Below are 16,374 nucleotides of genomic sequence, written 5' to 3'. Positions count from 1 at the left end.
ACGTCACTCAAACGCGGATGCGCCAATGAACCTCTCCAGTCCGATTTCCTCACCCATCCATGCAGTGACGGAGCGCAATACGCCGCTCATCTGTTTTTCGCATTTACGGTGGGATTTTGTACTGCAGCGGCCGCAGCATCTCATGGGGCGGTTTGCCAATGAGAGAGCTGTGTTCTTCTTCGAGGAATTTATACCAACAGACCACCATCTCGCCTATCTGGAAATCCACCCCTTTGAAGGAACGACGGTCAAATCCGTGCGCCCGCGCATTCCCCATTGGTGGAACGAGGCAGATCGTGAGCGCGCCCTCTCAAAGCTTCTGGATGATCTCCTGGCAATGTATGGCGCCGCTCGCCCGATCCTGTGGTTTTATACCCCCGCCATGTTTGGTTTCGCTCGCCACGTCGATGCTTCCGCGGTGATCTATGATTGCATGGACGAGCTGGCGAATTTTAAGTTCGCCCCCCACCGCATGAAGGAAATGGAAGCCGCGCTGATTGCCCGTGCCGATGTGGTCTTTACCGGCGGATACAGCCTTTACGAAGCAAAGCGCCACCAGCACGCCAATATTCACCCCTTCCCCTCAGGCGTGGAGGTTGCGCACTTCCATTCTGCCCGCAAGGATCGTCAGGAGCCAGCAGACCAGCTCTCCATTCCCGGTCCAAAGGTCGGCTATTACGGCGTGATCGATGAGCGTCTCGATCTGGAACTGATCGAGGCAGTGGCAAAAGCTAGACCGCAACTCTCATTCGTCATCATCGGTCCCGTCGCCAAGATTGCGCCTGATGACCTGCCACGCGCTGCCAATATCCACTATCTTGGCCAGAAGGATTACCGCGAACTTCCCGCCTATCTCGCGGGGTGGGACGCAGCGCTTATGCCCTTTGCGCTGAACAGCTCTACGCAATTCATCAGCCCCACCAAGACACCGGAATATCTGGCAGCAGGCCGCCCTGTTGTCAGCACGGCGATTACCGATGTCATCAGGCACTATGGCAGCGTCGATGGCGTTTTTATCGCCGCTGACGCAGCTGCCTTCGCCAGAGCCTGCGATTTCGCCATTGCGCTGAAGAAGACGGGCGATGAATGGCTCGGGCCGGTTGATGCCATGCTGGAAGGCTCATCATGGGACCGAACATTTCACGATATGAGGGCACTGGTGGGTAAGGCCCTGCTCAGCCACACTTATACAGCAACACCGGCTGCCCCACGCATCGCCAGCCATCCTTCCACTGTCTCGCGCACCGGCGCCATGGCACTCAATAGATGATGAGGAAAGATCGCTGTCGGGTCGTTCTGGCAACAGACAGTCTCGACCCATCCGGCATGGGCGAGCATATGCTGGCCCTCGGCCGTGCGCTGGACGATCGCTGGGATGTGACGATCGTTGCCCCATCCAATGCGGCAGATAGCTTGACCGCCAGGGCTGCTCGTTATGGCCTCGGCGTCAAGACATTTGACGATAATGACGAATTCTCGCAATGGCTCGCAACATCAGGCGTCAGCCTTCTTCACGTCCATGCGGGCATCGGCTGGGAAGGCCATGGCATCGCCAAGGCGGGAATATCGCAGGATATTCCCGTGATCCGCACCGAACACCTGCCCTATCTCCTCACCGATGAGCAGCAGAAAACCGAATATGCCGGTGCCTGCGAAGCACTTGCCCATCGCATCGTTGTTTCGCAGGCATCAAAGCTCAGCTTCGAAGCCAATGGTGTATCTCCCGATCACTTGACGGTCGTGCGCAACGGCGTTTTCGCGCTGGAGCCCACAGCCGACAGCGTGCCAGATCTGGCAGACAAGCTCCACGGAAGAAAAGTCCTGATCACGGTTGCCCGTTTTTCCGCGCAGAAAGACCACGCAACCCTGATCAAGGCCTTACCTTCAGTCATTGCCGCCTTCCCATCCACTCTGCTCGTTCTGGTTGGCCGTGGCGAGGAGATGGCGGCAATCGAGATGCTGGTCGATGCTCTCCATCTCGACCAGCATGTTCTTTTTGCGGGCCACCGCACCGATATCGCAAATCTCATGTCTCAGGCAGATCTTTTCGTTCTGCCCTCCAAATTCGAAGGCTTGCCGCTGGCCGTGTTGGAGGCAATGTCGACAGGACTTCCTGTGGTCGCGACCAATATTGGCGGCAACATCGAAGCCCTGGGGCCAAAACATCCCTATCTAGCAGAGCCTGCAAATCCCGCAGCGCTGGCGGCTGTACTCATCGACGCGCTGGGCGATACCGACAAGGCAAAGGCCGTGGGGCAAGCGGGCTCCGAGAGATTCAAAGCCGAATTTTCAGCACAACGCATGGCGAGCGAAACGGCGGAAGTCTACCGCCACGTTCTTTCCCGCCACACACATCAGACACAAGGACATATTTCCATGAACAAGGCACGCATCGGCTTTATAGGCGTCGGAGGCATTGCAAACCGCCATCTGGATATTCTGGCTGGCTTTGAGGACGTGGCGCTGGTCGCCTTCGCCGATCCGGATTTTGACCGCGCAAGCCAGGCCGCATCCCGCTTCGGCGCCCGCGCTTTCGATAACCACCGCGCCATGCTGGATGCGGAAAAGCTGGACGCTGTCTACATCTGCATTCCACCCTTTGCCCATGGCGAAGCGGAACGGGACCTGATCAGCCGTGGCATACCCTTCTTCGTGGAGAAGCCGATCACGCTGGATCTCGCGCTTGCCGAAAAGTTGAGCGCAGCTGTCGAAGCCGCAAATCTCATCACCGGCGTCGGTTACCACTGGCGTTATCTCGATACTGTCGAAGAGGCGCGCAATCGTCTCGCCGAAAACCCCGCACAGCTTCTATCCGGCTACTGGCTGGACCAAACCCCACCCCCCCAATGGTGGTGGAAGACCGAAGGCTCCGGCGGCCAGATGGTGGAGCAGGCAACGCACATCATCGACCTTGCCCGCTATCTCGTGGGCGAAGTGACCGATGTCTATGGCCGCGCTGGCTTCAAAGACCGACCGGATTTCCCGGGCCTTGATGTGCCTGCGGTGACAACTGCCAGCCTGACATTCCAATCCGGCGTCATCGGCAACATAGCCTCTACATGCCTTTTGGGATGGAACCACAAGGTCGGCCTGAATATCTTCGCAGACCGCCTCGCCATCGAGCTGACGGATCACGATATCATGGTCGATGTAGGTGCCGGGCGCCCGGTCCGCCATGCGGAGGGTGATCCCGTATGGCGCGAAGATCGCGATTTCATCGATGCCATCAGCGGTAAGGAAAACCACATCAGGTGCACCTATCAGGATGCGCTGGTCACCCACCGCGTCGCGCTTGCGGTTGCAACATCGGCCCGCAGCGGCGAAGCGGTTACCCTCGAGCCTTCGCCAGTCACCCGCAATCCGCTTGCACCGCTCTATAATCCGCCTCGGGTCGAGGAGCCGCAGGGCCTTCGCCCGGGCCACCGCATGATTACCTCATTGGGCATTGAAGCACCCGGCAGGGCCTACCTGTTCGACTATGAAGAAGGCCCGCCCGGCGATGGTCAGATCCGCCTCGACACGCTCTATACCGGCTTTTCGGCGGGCACCGAACTCACCTTCATGAAAAACACCAATCCCTATTTTCACTCGCGGTTTGATGCCGGCCGGGGCGTCTTCATCGAAAACGAGGCTGACCTCCGTTACCCCGTGCCGTTCCTTGGCTACATGGAGGTGGCGCGTGTGTCCGAAGCACGTACCGGCGGTTTCCAGCCAGGCGATGTCATTGCCGGAACCTACGGCCATAAAAGCGGCCACACCGCCGATCCATTCCATGACGTGATGATTCCGCTACCTGCCCATATCGACCCCATCCTTGGCGTGTTCGCCGCGCAAATGGGCCCCATTGCCGCCAACGGCATTCTTCATGCCGATGCGGACATGCTTGGAAACAACGTGCCGTCCTTCGGCGCTGGCATTGCCGGGCGTCATGTCATCATCATCGGTGCAGGCACCGTTGGCCTGATGACGGCGCTGTTTGCGCAAAAGGCAGGCGCGCTCGGCGTCATCATTGCCGATCCATCGCCGTTCCGCCGCGAAAAGGCTGAAGCTATGGGGCTGATGGCCATGACGGAGGACGAGGCCTGGCAACACGCCAAAGCGCGCTGGCACAATGGCGGCGGCGATCGCGGTGCCGATCTGGTGTTCCAAACCCGCGCCCATGCCCAAAGCCTCCATTTCGCGCTGAAAGCCTTGCGGCCGCAGGGTACGGTCATTGATCTCGCCTTCTATCAGGGCGGAGCAGACCGCCTGCGGCTGGGAGAGGAGTTCCACCACAATGGCCTCAACATCCGCTGCGCACAGATCAACCGCGTTCCACGCGGGCTTTCTGACCAATGGAACAGACGCCGTTTGGCCCATGAAACCGTCAATCTGCTGGAAAGCCACGGCGCAATCATCCGCGAACAGATGATCACCCACATCGTGCCCCTTCAGGATGGCCCAGCCTTCTTGGCAGACCTCGTCAACACCCGTCCCGAATTCCTGCAGATCGTATTCAAGGTCAACGAATGATAGCGCAGCAACAACCCCCTATCCGCATTCTCTTCGTCTTTGCGTGGCTGGTCGTTGGTGGCGAGGAAACCGAGGTGCGGCTGCTTGCCCGCACCCTCGACCGCAGCCGTTACCGGCTTGATGTCGTTGCCTGTTTCCACAAGCCCAACATGCCGGGCCAGACGCACGAGCAACTGCGTGCTCTCGGCGTTGATGTGGACACCACGCCCTATGATATGTCCTTCGAGGACACGGTCGGATATCTAGCAGCCAAGATCGTCGGCTATGACGTGGTTGTCTCCTGCCAGAATGTTGCCGATATCTATCCAACACTGGAGCGGATGCACTGGCGGCCGCCGCTCATCGAGCATGGCGGCCTCGTCTCCGAAGCACTGGCAGGCCCGAAGCATTTCACCAGCCACTATGTTGGCGTCTGCCGATCCATCTGTGATGCGGCGAAATCCGTGATGCCGGGGCGCGAGACAGATGTTGTTGAGATACCGTCCATGGTGGACCTCACAGAATTCGATAACAGCCAGCGCGCCGCCGTACGCGCCTCGCTCGGCGTCAATGACCAAACGGTTTTGGTTGGCTGGGTCGGAAGGCTTGATCCGAAGAAGAACGTCGAGGATTTCATAGAGGCGGCAGCTCTGGCCTATGCCAGCAATCCAGCTTTGCGGTTTGTCGTCATCGGCGGGCCGGATGCTTTCATGCCCGACTATGCCGAGCACATGAAAATGCTCGCCCAAGAGCGACACCTCACTGGCATTCTCAGCTTTCTGGGTGACCATAAGGATATTCCGGCGCTGCTGTCCGCACTCGATATCTTCGTCTGGCTCTCAAAGGGCGAAGGCATGCCCCATGTCATCGCAGAAGCCGGTGCAGCGGGTCTACCTGTCATCGCAACGCCTGATAATGGCGCTATGCAGCAGATCGAAGACGGCGTTTCCGGCATCTTCGTGCCTTACAATGACCCTTTAACGGTCGCAGGCGAAATGCTGAAGCTTGCCGCATCCGGCAACTTGCGAGCAACACTGGGTCAAGCACTGCGTCAAAAGGTGGAAACCACCTATAGCGCCGAGACCGTCGTGCCGCAGTGGCAGCGGCTAATCAACGACGTCATGAGGGAGCGCCACGCCGCAGGGCCTACGGGCTTGTTTCAATCCTTCCTGCAAGGCGGCTTCGAATGCTCCACCCACCGCCTTCGCCCGCACGACGGGAAAACCACCGGCAAGCGTCTTGATGTGATCGCCGCCACCGGACATGACCTTCACGCAGCAGCCGATTATCGGCAACTGGCCTCCTACGCAATCTCAACGGTGCGGGATGGCTTGCGGTGGCACCTGATCGAAAAAACATCAGGACATTACGATTGGTCGAGCTTCACCCCAATGCTGAAAGCAGCCTCGGAAACCCGCACGCAGGTCATCTGGGACCTGCTGCATTATGGCTGGCCTGACGACATAGACATCTGGTCGCCGGAATTCGTCAGCCGCTTCGCGCAATTTGCCGCAGCCGCAGCAAGGGTGGTGAAGGAACAGACAGACGCGATCCCCTTTTACTCACCCGTCAATGAAATCTCGTTCTTCTCATGGGGCGGAGGCGATGCGGCCTATCTCAACCCCTTTGCCCGTGGCCGTGGCTTCGAGTTGAAAGTGCAACTGGCCAGAGCTTCCATTGCCGCCATGGATGCGATTCTGGCCGTGGAGCCAAGAGCGCGCTTCGTGCATTGTGACCCCGTCATCAATGTCATCACCGATCCCTCCCGACCGTGGGAGCGGGGCGTGGCCGAAGGCCATCGTCAATCGCAATTCCAGGGCTGGGATCTTCTCTCCGGGCGCATGTGGCCGCAGATCGGCGGTGCGGACAAGTATCTCGATATTGTCGGCGTCAACTATTACCACAACAACCAATGGATCCACGGCGGCCCACCCATCGATATGGACCATCCACTTTACAAGCCCTTCAGAACCATTCTGGTGGATACCTACGCCCGCTACGGCAAACCCATCTTCGTCGCGGAAACCGGCATTGAGGGTAACAGGCGTGCAAGCTGGATCACCTACATCCACCAGGAAGTGACCGCCGCCATGGAAAAAGGCGTGCCCGTTGAGGGAATATGTCTCTATCCCATCCTCAACCACCCCGGCTGGGATGATGACCGTCCTTGCGAGAACGGCCTGCTGGAAACCAGCTTTGAGAATGGGAAGCGCACTGCCCACGCACCTTTGGCAAAGGCGCTGCAATATCTTGCACCACTATCACGCAGTGCTGCGGAATAAGTATTCAAGGCTCCAGCCCCACCTTTGGTCGTGTCACACCCTGAGTGACACGACCGCTCAATCCTGCTCCACAAAAATCATCTCAACTGCGCCTTGACTCCATTAGCAATGAGAACATAATAAGAACACAGCTGGCACGGGGGCGCGTGCTTTCCGAAAAGACATTGCGGCAAGAAGGCTCTGAAACATGGAGATCGAGAACATGCGCCCACAATTTGAAACACCGGAAGCTGACCCGGTCGAACACGTCATAGCATGGCACGACGGGGATGAGCGCGAAGCGATCAAGACGCTGCTGGATGATATCAAGCATCTGCGCCACCAACTCGCCCTCGCCGCCGCCGCCATGGGCCACGGATTTACGCGAGGGTGGTTTCCCAGTGAGGCCAGAGAGATCGATGAAGTGGGTGTCTCTGGCGAAGGACGCTGCGAAAAAGCTGCCTCATAGGGGTGGCCGGCGTATCCAGAGCGGATGAGGACGGTTCTATCGTTTTGCGGGGAGGATAATGCTGAATGCCAGCAGCTTACTGACCGCTGTTTTCCTTGTCTTTTTTTGCCTGATCATGGTGCCACTTGATGGCATAGAACATGCCTATACCAAGGACGAGAAGCTTAAGAGGCAAAAGGACTATGGGGAACCAATCAACCCAACTCGAATCCGACATCTGAATACTTTCAAAACATTACACGACATGATCTGTCATGCGCAGCGTTACATCAAAGTGGCTGCTTCAACAACTTGTCGTATTGACGCAGCCCTCTCCGGGTTTCGGGCTCGAATGCCAGCCGGACGTGTCAGTCTATCGCCAATGCGGGCGCTGCGAGCCGCTTGGAGGTAAACCTGATGAACGGCCGCGATAGCATGATCGGCAGAAGCAATGACTGCATGAAAATGCCGAAACGGCTGCGAGGCACATAGTGGCCGCCGATCTTGCGCGACACCGCCTGCATCCGCGTTACCAGCGGCCTCATTCGGGCTTCATAGCTATTGAGTGCATCAACATGCCCCTTCTCGGCAAGTTCCGCAGCAAGAATGTAGGCTCCAGCCATGGCGGTGGACGTACCCTGCCCCGCCAGAAAGGTGAGACACCAGGCGGAATCGCCCAGAAGTGCGATGCGGCCCTCAGACCATTTCGGCATTTCGATCTGGGACACGGTGTCGAAAAAAGACCGGTCCCAGTCGATTGCACTCTTGAGGGCGGATGCGACAGGCTCCGGCCAGTGGCCAAACGTCTGTTGCAGCACTGCACGGCGCTCATCGGGATTGAGCCGGTCCGTACGCTCATCGCGCCAGCAGAAAAGGGTCGCCGCCGTACCATCGCCCACGGCGTAGAGGCCGCCCTGATGATCCACATCCATCATCCCGACGAAACTCGCATCAAGCGGTTGTTTCAGCGGCACGCGCCAGGCGCTGGCGCGGTAGCCAAGCGGCCGCAGATAGTCTTCGTGCGGGCCAAAAGCCAGCGCCCGCACACTGCTACGGTAACCATCAGCACCCACGACGAGGTCGAAACGGTCGCGGCTGCCATCGGAGAAGGTGACGTCCACGCCGGATCCATCGTCCTCGAGCGCCACGACGGTCGTCTCGTATCGGATCGGGCACTTTCCCTCCACGGCATCGGTCAGAATGTCCTGGAAATCGCTTCGCATGAGGGCCAGAAGCCGTCCCTCGGCAGCCTTTGCCAGAACGCGGTAGTCATAGGAAAAAAGCTTTCGTCCGCGCCGGTCGAGATGATGAGAAAGGCCGAGCGGCATGGCCTTCGCCTGGAACGCTTCCACCAGCCCCAACTTCTCCGCGACCTGCCAGCCATTGATATGCAGGCCGATGGAATAGCCGCCGGTGCGGCCACGGGCAGCCCGTTCCACCACAACCGGCTGCATGCCCCGCTGTAGCAGGCAGGCGGCAAACGTCAGGCCCGCAGGCCCGCCACCAACGATGAGGATACGCATCAAAACCTCCTCAGAACGTCATGCTGATACGGCCGCCAATGGTGCGGTCCTGACCAAGCTGGTAGAGGTTGCCAAGGCCGGGATACTGGAAGCCATAGGTCGTGTAGGTCTTGTCGAACACATTCGTCACGAAGGCTTCAGCCGTTATCGTCTCCTCAAGCTCCCATTTGACGCCGAGATCGACAAGTGCATAACCCTCCTGGCCGATTGTGTTGGTCTCGTCGAAATAATGCTCGCCGACATAGGTGACGCCTGCATAGGGAATGAGCGCTCCGCGCCCGCTTTCCAGTTCAAAGCGATAATCCACCATGAGGTTGGCGGTAAATTCCGGCGCATAGGGCACCGTGTTGCCCGTCAGGTCAGCGCCGGGTGTGACAGGATTTTTGTAGTCGGTAAATCGCGTATGGTTGTAGGCAAGCCCCGCCGTGACGCCGATTTCATCTGTCGGTTTTGCACGGACCTTGAGGTCGATACCCTTGGCAGTCACCTCACCGACATTCTGCAGATACTGGAACGGCTGCGTGCCGACGAACATCTGGTAGTCCTTGGTGATGTTGTAATAGGCCGAAAGCTGCGCTTCCAGCGTGCCCGTCTCGTTGCGGTACTTGAGCCCGGTTTCACCATTATAGGTGTTCTGCGGATCATAGGTGAAGGCAATGTTGGCGGGCGCCACGTTACGGGTAAAGCCACCAGCCTTGAAGCCCGTGCTGAACAAGCCATAGACCCGCCACTCGTCGCTGAGCCCATAACTTGCGCCGAGCTTCGGCGATAGCGCCGTGGATGAATCACTATCGTTCAGCGTGATACCGCCCGTCGCTTCCGCTGCTGCACGCTCGTAGTCCAGCCGCAGGCCGGGCGAAATGTCGAGCCGGTCCGTCACATGCCATGTCACATCACCGAAGAGCGCGTAGGAATCGATCTTCTGGTTCGAAATCTGCGCGGAAGCCGGCACGTTTCTGGTGAAATCGAGATGCTGATAGTACATCCCGGCCACGTAATCGATCGCGTTGCCCTGGTCCGGGTTGGAAGCGATGCGCAGTTCCTGGCTCAGCGTCCATTGTTTTTCAGGCGTATAGCTGCCGAAGATCGTGCGGTCGAGATCGCTCTTCTGGTAGCCAGTCAGCGCGGTGATGGTGGCGGCACCGAGGTCATAGGCCGTCGTCACGCCAAAATTCCAGGTGTCGAGTTCGTATTTCGACGGTGCAGGAAAAACGATGCGGTCCTCCAGCATCGATTCCAGCGTAAAATATTCTTCTTTGGAGGTCACCCTGCCGTGGCCCGCGCTCACCATCACATCCAGAGGGCTGTCCGATGGGGCATAGCGCAACCGCATCTGGCCGTTAATGTCTCTCGTCCCGCCCACGTCTTCGCCGGTCATGGTCGTCAGGGTGTCATTGCCATCAAGGAAGGAAAAGTTGGCGTCGCCGTAGAGAACGTCGTTGATGATCGGCGCGCTGGCATGGAAGGTGCCGCCTGCGCCCTGATTGCTGACATTGGCGTCAAAGCCGGCGCGCGCCTCGTTGTCCGGCTTGCGGGTCACGATGTTGATGACGCCGCCAATCGCACCGCGACCGTAAAGCGTGCCCTGCGGACCGTAAAGAAGCTCAACACTCTCGACCCCGCCGGGCAGCGAGCGCGTCAGGTTGAAGCTGTCCTGCGGCATACCGTCAACATAGACCTGCGTGCTTGGATTATAGAAGTCGAGCGAGGCCTGACCACGGATCGTGAAGTTGGCATAGGCGCGGCTGGAGCGCGAGCGGATGTTGACGTCAGGAAAAATGCGGTCGAGATCGGCCACCGTATCGATGTCGCGCGTCTTCAACTCCTCGGCCCTGGCAATATCCGTGGCTGATGGCAGCAGGAAATAGTCCTGGCTGCGCTTGGTCGCGGTAATGATGATCGGTTTGAGCACCGTTGCTTCATCGCTGTCCTGCGCAAACACGCTCTGCGGCGAGAGGCTGACAGCGAGGGCAAGAAGGGAAACGCCGGACAAACGGTGACGCATCATGGTTCCGATACCTTTTCTGGGACTGAAAGGCGCCCGCCCAGCCGCATTGTAGCGGCAAAGGCACGAGGCGCGAGAAGAGTGGCGATGAGAATGAAAACCGCCGAGGCGGCAAACAGCCAGCCATAGCCGAAGGACTTGGCAAGCAGGCCCGCAACCGAGGAGGCGGCGATGGCGATGATCGCGTCGATGCTCTGGAGAGTGGCGAAATCCGTTGCCGTCTGGTCCGGGTTGCACCAGTTCATGAGCGCCGCGTAGAGCGCAACGAAGGAAAAGGCGATCGCCCCCACCTGCAACAGAAGAATGCCGACGGCAAACACCACCGAGAATGAGCCGAACAATTCAACGACGAAGAGAGCGAAAAGCAGCGCGGCATTGAGGAAAGCAGCAATGATGACAGAGCGCATGATGCCAGCCGTTTGCACGACGAATGCGCCGAGCGAGGCAGTGATGAAGCCGATGACGGCCCCGCCTGCACCGCGCAGAAGACCAATCATGTCCAGTGGCACGCCCTTGTCCACCAGGTAAGGTCCGGTCAGCGAGGAACCCATGCGAAGCCCCACCTGATAGACCACGAGAAAGATCAAACCGTGTGTCAGCGCCCGGTTAGCGAAGGTGGCCTTGAGGCCGATGCCATGCGAGCCAACAGGCTTTTTCGCACGCGGTGCCGCAAGCCCGCCGGACAGAAAGGCGGGGATGGTGAGCATGGCGACGAAGCCTGCCATGGACGCCATGGAAACCGCCCAGCCCGCATGCTGGTAGACCACGAGCCAAAGCCCGCCGCCGATCAGAAAACCGAGATAGGCACCAGCTGTCGATGCGCCGCTGGCAAGCCCGCGGCTGCCTGCATCGGAGGCCCGGACGGCAAGCGAATCCGTTGCCACATCCTGTGTCGCGGCAAAGATGCCCATCACGAGAAGAACACCGGCAAGCCAACCCATATGGGTCTGCGGCGGCAGCGCCATTGCGGCCAGAAAGCACAGGATGATGCCGAGCTGGCAAAGAAGAATCCAGCTTCGCTCGGTCAGAAACCGGTCTATGAGCGGTGCCCAGAGGAATTTCAGCGCCCAGGGGAAGAATAAGACGGCCAGATAGCCGATCTGGTCAAGCGGCATGCCTGCATCGCGCAGCACAACGGGAAGCGCCGTCTGCACCATGCTGCCCGTAACCGACTGGGCGGCGTAAAGGCCAGCCAACAGGCCCAGCACGGTCCATGACGTGGACCGTCTGGCCATATGTGTAAAAACAGTCGACATTGCCCCTCGCACCGAGATTTGTGACCTCAGTAGGCTTTCGCATATAACTTGACTACTGTAGTCAGGTTCATGGATATTGCGATCGGGTCCATTATTTTGGTGCAGATATGAATCTTCGCGTGGAACAGCGCGCGCTTGCGCAGTCGGATCAGGAAAATATCGTTGTGCTGGGCCCAACCCCGGCAGATCCGACCTTTTCCGATAGGTCGACAGAGGGTGCCTACAAGATCCTCGGCGTCAGACCGGGCCTGACCATTTCGGTCTTCGACATGATTGTTGGGCCTGATTTCGTTGGCCGGTTTGCAACCGAGCCCTGCGTGGCCATCGATTTTCTGTTCGAGGCATCCGGCCAGGGTTGGCTACTGGACAGAGATGCGGATCAGAAGCTGTCGTCTATCCCCTACCGGCCGGGACGCATTTACATCATGGTCGCGCCAGCAGGTGCCATCGGCATATATGACGTGCCGGTCGGCAGCCGGTTCAAGGGCATGGATATCCGCGTCGATACCGCTCTGTGGCAAAAGCTCGGCGCTGGCGATGTCGTGGCGAACCTTGATGAACATCACGCCCTGCACATGGCGTCGAGCAGCGACATATGGGTCGGTGTGCTACCGGTGCCACCGGATATGGTCGCTGTCGCCCGCGCGCTTTTCGATAGCGCGATGGTGGAGAGCGACGACCTTGCCATCGAGGCACGCGCGCTGGATATCATCAACGCCTCTATCACTGCCATGCGCCGCACACAGCCCACCTCAAACACCCCGCCACGCGACCGCCGCCCCCTCCAGCGCGCCCGCGATCTGCTCCTCGAAGACCTTTCCCACCCCTGGACGCTCGACGACCTCGCCCGCGAAATCGGCCTTTCCCAGAAGCGGCTCAAATCCGGCTTCAAGACCATGCACGGCTTTCCAGTCTATGCCTTCCTAAAAGAACAGCGGCTCTTGAAAGCGCGCGACCTGCTTCAGCAAGGCAAGATGAACATCACCCAGGCAGCCAGCGCCGTGGGCTACAGCAACCCCAGCCACTTCTCCCAGCTCTACCTCCGCCGCTTCGGCATGCAGCCGTCCCGTGCACTGGCACAGTCCTTGGAGCGGGAGGACTGAGGGAGGGACGAATTGAGGGGTGCGTGCCGTTGGAGCGTGTCGTGCAGCGCCGCCTCTTCACTGTGACCCGCGCCGACAAAGTCTGTCTGTTGCAACAAGATCGAATTGCAATTGGCCAACGATCGATTTGTGATGAAGATGATCCAATCCAAGAGGACATCCAACTGGCTTCGGGAAGCGCGGCAAGTCTCTGAACGAATATTTGGTTGCTGATGAAGGCGTGTGGCGCACTGCCAACAAAACACTTCATCTTCCCCTTTTCGCCCCCCCAATTCACCTCGATCGCTGGGCCGATGACTATCTCCACTGTCAACGGACCTACCGCATAAGCAGCGTCTCAGGACGCAGAAGGATTCATATGAGCCATTCGTTGTACGCCATTAAAAGTGCCGGCGAACAGTTTCTCTCAAAACTGCCGAGACCTCTTTATGGCATACTCCTAACGGGATCGGTGGGCTTGGAGGTTGGTGTACTTTGCCAGCATGGCGGAAAGAGTTCGCCATCCGCTTGATATTTCTTAGCCGCGTTGACGGAAGGAGCTGCTGTTCGCGAAACTTTGCCTCGCCGCCAAAGAAGTTCTCAAGTTCTTCGATTGCCATATACACCGAGAACCATGTGTAGCCCGGCTTGAGAAGAGAAAAGCAGTTTGAAATAAATATGTTGTGGTCCGCTGCTCGCTTCAGCCGTTCAAAATCGGCAGGGGAAGCTCGTCCTTCTGGTGTTTGTCGTGTAACGACCTTGAACGTCGTTCTGCGGGTCATAGTCGGGCTGAACCCATCTTTGAACTCGTAGATCGTCCCGACAGTGAGGTCGGCGCAAACATCGAGGATACTCATCGCGCCAACAAGCACACCAATGGCTTGGGTTGTATACTCTTCTACTATTGCCGGGTCATCCAAATCGTCCCATCCGCTGCTCCGAAGCACGCATGCGCCCCAACTTGTATCACAGAAGATGTCACTCTCGGACTTGATCGACCGGTTGATCTTGTACGCCAAATTTTCAACATCGTCAGCGTCGCCTTCGATTTCGGCGCCCCACCTGGAGTTCATTTGGAATATTGGCATCAACGTCCAATCCTGTGAAAATAGTTCTACAGATCGCTTGAGAAGGATGCGTACTTCGAAGAGACGTTAAGAAGGGCTTGAAGAGAGTTCGACAAAACTTGGTGCAAAGCGGCGCTACAAGTGTAGTCTGACACCAGTTACTGCAAATTATGGGAATATCTGAGAAAAGCCGGGATTTGATGCGAAGGCCTTATAAATCAAGGGCATCGGTGGGAAGCAGCGAGAACCAGCCAAACCGTTTTTGACAGAGCAAAATTCGAGATTTCGAGCCATCGTGTCAAATTCCTAGCAAAAACCGGCCAGCCTTCAAAGAGCGTTCAAGAAACACCTACTTGGCCCTTAAGGACCGCTCAAAGCCCGTAATACATGGACTCCTGAAACTGCTAGGACGGACAGACGAAGCCCTGTAGGGAAAGCACGGCGGACCAAAAGCTAATTTGAAGATGGAACAAGCTGCCATCTCGAAGAGAAATGGCTAAAAATACATATAAATCAATGATATCGGCAAAAAAGCCACCTGCTTCAACTTGGCAGGCGGCTTTTTGCTTTTTTATTTCGACTCTGCCGATCGCCACCCCGCAGGATGACGTCAGTAGACGTTGAACCGCATAGGAACGGTGAATTTTATCCGGGATGATGTTACGTCTTCACCTCCAGCGGAACCCCCAAGGCTAAAAACCGCGACCTTGATGCCGACGCTTCCGTCAGTTTTGCTGGAGGCTGTAACCGCGACATCGAAGTCTATCACAGAGTACACAGCTCCGTTGCCGTCTTGCATTAAGCCTTGCGGTAGTTTGTCTATTTTTACGCGCAGATTACTGGCAATCCCCTCCGCATCCTTTCCGCCCTTCTCCCGGGCGTCTTTCACCCCTTCGATAATATCGACCAGGGCGGAGCTTACAAATTCTTTAAGATCCATTTTGTACCCCTTCGGAAGCGCCAGCAACTGGCTTGGTTGTGAACACATCGTAGCATATTCAACGCGCGATCTTCGATCAGCACTTGCATGCAATCATTAATGAACGTCATCAAGGAAATTGATGACCTCTCCGTGCCGGGCTATCATCGCGGCTTGGCAAATCTCACCGGTTTCGTCGTCGATTTCCATTTCATGCGCAATCGTTCCAACGAACCGAGCTGACATATTTTCAGCAAGACGCATCGCAGCCTCAGACGATCGTGCCTCTCGAACTTCAGCGGCGACCAACTTGTTGCGGTTGCCCCGGCGATAGGGCGTGACAATGAATTTCTTAATGACAGGCATGAGAACATTCTCCTTTTCTTAGCGGCATGCGTTCCTCTTTTGTTCTCTTTGTCTGTCACGAGTCAACCAGTCATTGAAACTCAGATCGTTTTACACAGGCTTCCACGCCCAGATCACCCGGCCGATCACTTTCACGCGGTTGAAGTCTTCACCACGCACAGGGATCGGAGCGTATTCAGGCAAGTCGTTGTCTGATCGCCATTGTTGCTCTCCATTGTCCATCCAGCGCGATCTTTTGGCGTAAAGATCGTTGTCGATCGAGATCAGGTAGATTTTGTCATCTTCAGGCTCGTCACCTTGTCGTGGCTGGCTCTTATCAACCACAACGAAATCGCCATGCGCCAACGTGGGAAGCATGCTGTCGCCTTTAATCTCGAAGAGGCTGATGTTTTTTCGCCTGCTTCTCAAAATGGTATCGGCCAGCCCATCCATATCAAGATCAATGCCCTGCGATTCGTACAAGACCGCCGCCCCGCCGCCAGCGGAGACTTTTAGCGGGACGAATTTAATCGTCGGCGCTACGGGTGATTCGAAGGTTTCACGGACCAACTCTGCAGCGCTCGATGCCACAGATTTCATCTCTTCGACGGCGCGCTTGAGAAGTTGCTCTGAGCCTTCTCTTTCATCATCGCTTTGTTCCGAATATTTGGGACCGATCCCGGTGAGTACCCAACCGGGGTTGATACCGAGCTTTCCAAAATTCAATAGCGTTTCACCGCTCGGAATACCCTCGTCGCGCTCAATCTTCTGCCAAGTAGCAGTCGCTACGCCGAGAAATTTCGCCATCTCTATCTGGGTCTTCTTGACCTCTTTGCGCACAGCGAGGGCTCGACCCCCAAGCGTATTTAGATCGCTCATATCGATTTTTCACAAATAACCATTTTTCTGGTTGCTAATAACCAGTTTTATAGTTATTCCTTTCTGTGTTCGCAGAATTCATCACCCTAAAAAAAGAG

Annotated in this window: 11 protein-coding genes and 1 pseudogene; 5 read left to right on the top strand and 7 right to left on the bottom strand. The window is 57.3% G+C overall.

Annotated features, from left to right (window positions below; translation table 11 throughout):
* Nucleotides 1-25 precede the first annotated feature (25 nt).
* The 4 genes and pseudogenes from IFT53_RS06375 to IFT53_RS06360 form a co-directional block, all read left to right on the top strand.
* A pseudogene (locus IFT53_RS06375) lies at nucleotides 26-1,252 on the top strand (glycosyltransferase family 1 protein); the annotation flags it as partial.
* A gap of 14 nt (nucleotides 1,253-1,266) precedes the next feature.
* A complete protein-coding gene (locus tag IFT53_RS06370; RefSeq protein ID WP_446737658.1) occupies nucleotides 1,267-4,512 on the top strand; it encodes a glycosyltransferase in 3,246 nt (1,081 codons plus the stop codon).
* The gene (locus IFT53_RS06365) at nucleotides 4,509-6,773 is read left to right on the top strand and encodes a glycosyltransferase family 4 protein (protein WP_197980159.1); all 2,265 of its coding nucleotides are present in this window, start codon (nucleotides 4,509-4,511) and stop codon (nucleotides 6,771-6,773) included. Before IFT53_RS06370 ends, IFT53_RS06365 begins: the two co-directional genes overlap by 4 nt.
* 202 nt (nucleotides 6,774-6,975) lie before the next feature.
* Nucleotides 6,976-7,221, top strand: coding sequence for a dehydrogenase (locus IFT53_RS06360; RefSeq protein WP_192064357.1), 246 nt, complete (start codon nucleotides 6,976-6,978; stop codon nucleotides 7,219-7,221).
* Between the two features lie 347 nt (nucleotides 7,222-7,568).
* Here IFT53_RS06360 and IFT53_RS06355 read toward each other — a convergent pair whose 3' ends face one another.
* The 3 genes from IFT53_RS06355 to IFT53_RS06345 are packed head-to-tail and all read right to left on the bottom strand — an operon-like array spanning nucleotide 7,569 to nucleotide 11,984.
* Nucleotides 7,569-8,723: an FAD-dependent monooxygenase gene (locus tag IFT53_RS06355; protein ID WP_192064358.1), complete on the bottom strand. Its 1,155-nt coding sequence runs from the start codon at nucleotides 8,721-8,723 to the stop codon at nucleotides 7,569-7,571.
* A 10-nt stretch (nucleotides 8,724-8,733) separates the two neighbouring features.
* Nucleotides 8,734-10,731 carry a TonB-dependent receptor gene (locus tag IFT53_RS06350; protein WP_192064359.1) on the bottom strand — a complete coding sequence of 666 codons (1,998 nt, stop codon included), beginning with the start codon at nucleotides 10,729-10,731 and terminating at the stop codon, nucleotides 8,734-8,736.
* On the bottom strand, nucleotides 10,728-11,984 hold the full coding sequence (locus tag IFT53_RS06345) for an MFS transporter (protein ID WP_192064360.1): 1,257 nt from the start codon (nucleotides 11,982-11,984) through the stop codon (nucleotides 10,728-10,730). The genes IFT53_RS06350 and IFT53_RS06345 overlap by 4 nt, the downstream gene beginning before the upstream one ends.
* 107 nt (nucleotides 11,985-12,091) lie before the next feature.
* On the opposite strand from IFT53_RS06345, the gene IFT53_RS06340 reads away from it, so the two are divergent.
* On the top strand, nucleotides 12,092-13,087 hold the full coding sequence (locus IFT53_RS06340) for a helix-turn-helix transcriptional regulator (RefSeq protein ID WP_192064361.1): 996 nt from the start codon (nucleotides 12,092-12,094) through the stop codon (nucleotides 13,085-13,087).
* Nucleotides 13,088-13,467: 380 nt separating this feature from the next.
* On the opposite strand, the gene IFT53_RS06335 is transcribed toward IFT53_RS06340, so the two are convergent.
* The 4 genes from IFT53_RS06335 to IFT53_RS06320 form a co-directional block, all read right to left on the bottom strand.
* Nucleotides 13,468-14,154 carry a hypothetical protein gene (locus tag IFT53_RS06335; RefSeq protein WP_192064362.1) on the bottom strand — a complete coding sequence of 229 codons (687 nt, stop codon included), beginning with the start codon at nucleotides 14,152-14,154 and terminating at the stop codon, nucleotides 13,468-13,470.
* Nucleotides 14,155-14,743: 589 nt separating this feature from the next.
* The gene (locus IFT53_RS06330; protein WP_192064363.1) at nucleotides 14,744-15,073 is read right to left on the bottom strand and encodes a hypothetical protein; all 330 of its coding nucleotides are present in this window, start codon (nucleotides 15,071-15,073) and stop codon (nucleotides 14,744-14,746) included.
* Nucleotides 15,074-15,169: 96 nt separating this feature from the next.
* Nucleotides 15,170-15,418, bottom strand: a complete 249-nt coding sequence (locus tag IFT53_RS06325; protein ID WP_192064364.1) for a hypothetical protein — start codon at nucleotides 15,416-15,418, stop codon at nucleotides 15,170-15,172.
* Nucleotides 15,419-15,508: 90 nt separating this feature from the next.
* Nucleotides 15,509-16,276: an XRE family transcriptional regulator gene (locus IFT53_RS06320; RefSeq protein ID WP_192064365.1), complete on the bottom strand. Its 768-nt coding sequence runs from the start codon at nucleotides 16,274-16,276 to the stop codon at nucleotides 15,509-15,511.
* Nucleotides 16,277-16,374 lie beyond the last annotated feature (98 nt).

The organism is Rhizobium sp. CFBP 13644 (assembly GCF_014842165.1).
GTDB classification, from domain to species: domain Bacteria; phylum Pseudomonadota; class Alphaproteobacteria; order Rhizobiales; family Rhizobiaceae; genus Agrobacterium; species Agrobacterium tumefaciens_C.
This window is presented reverse-complemented; position numbering and strand designations above follow the sequence as displayed.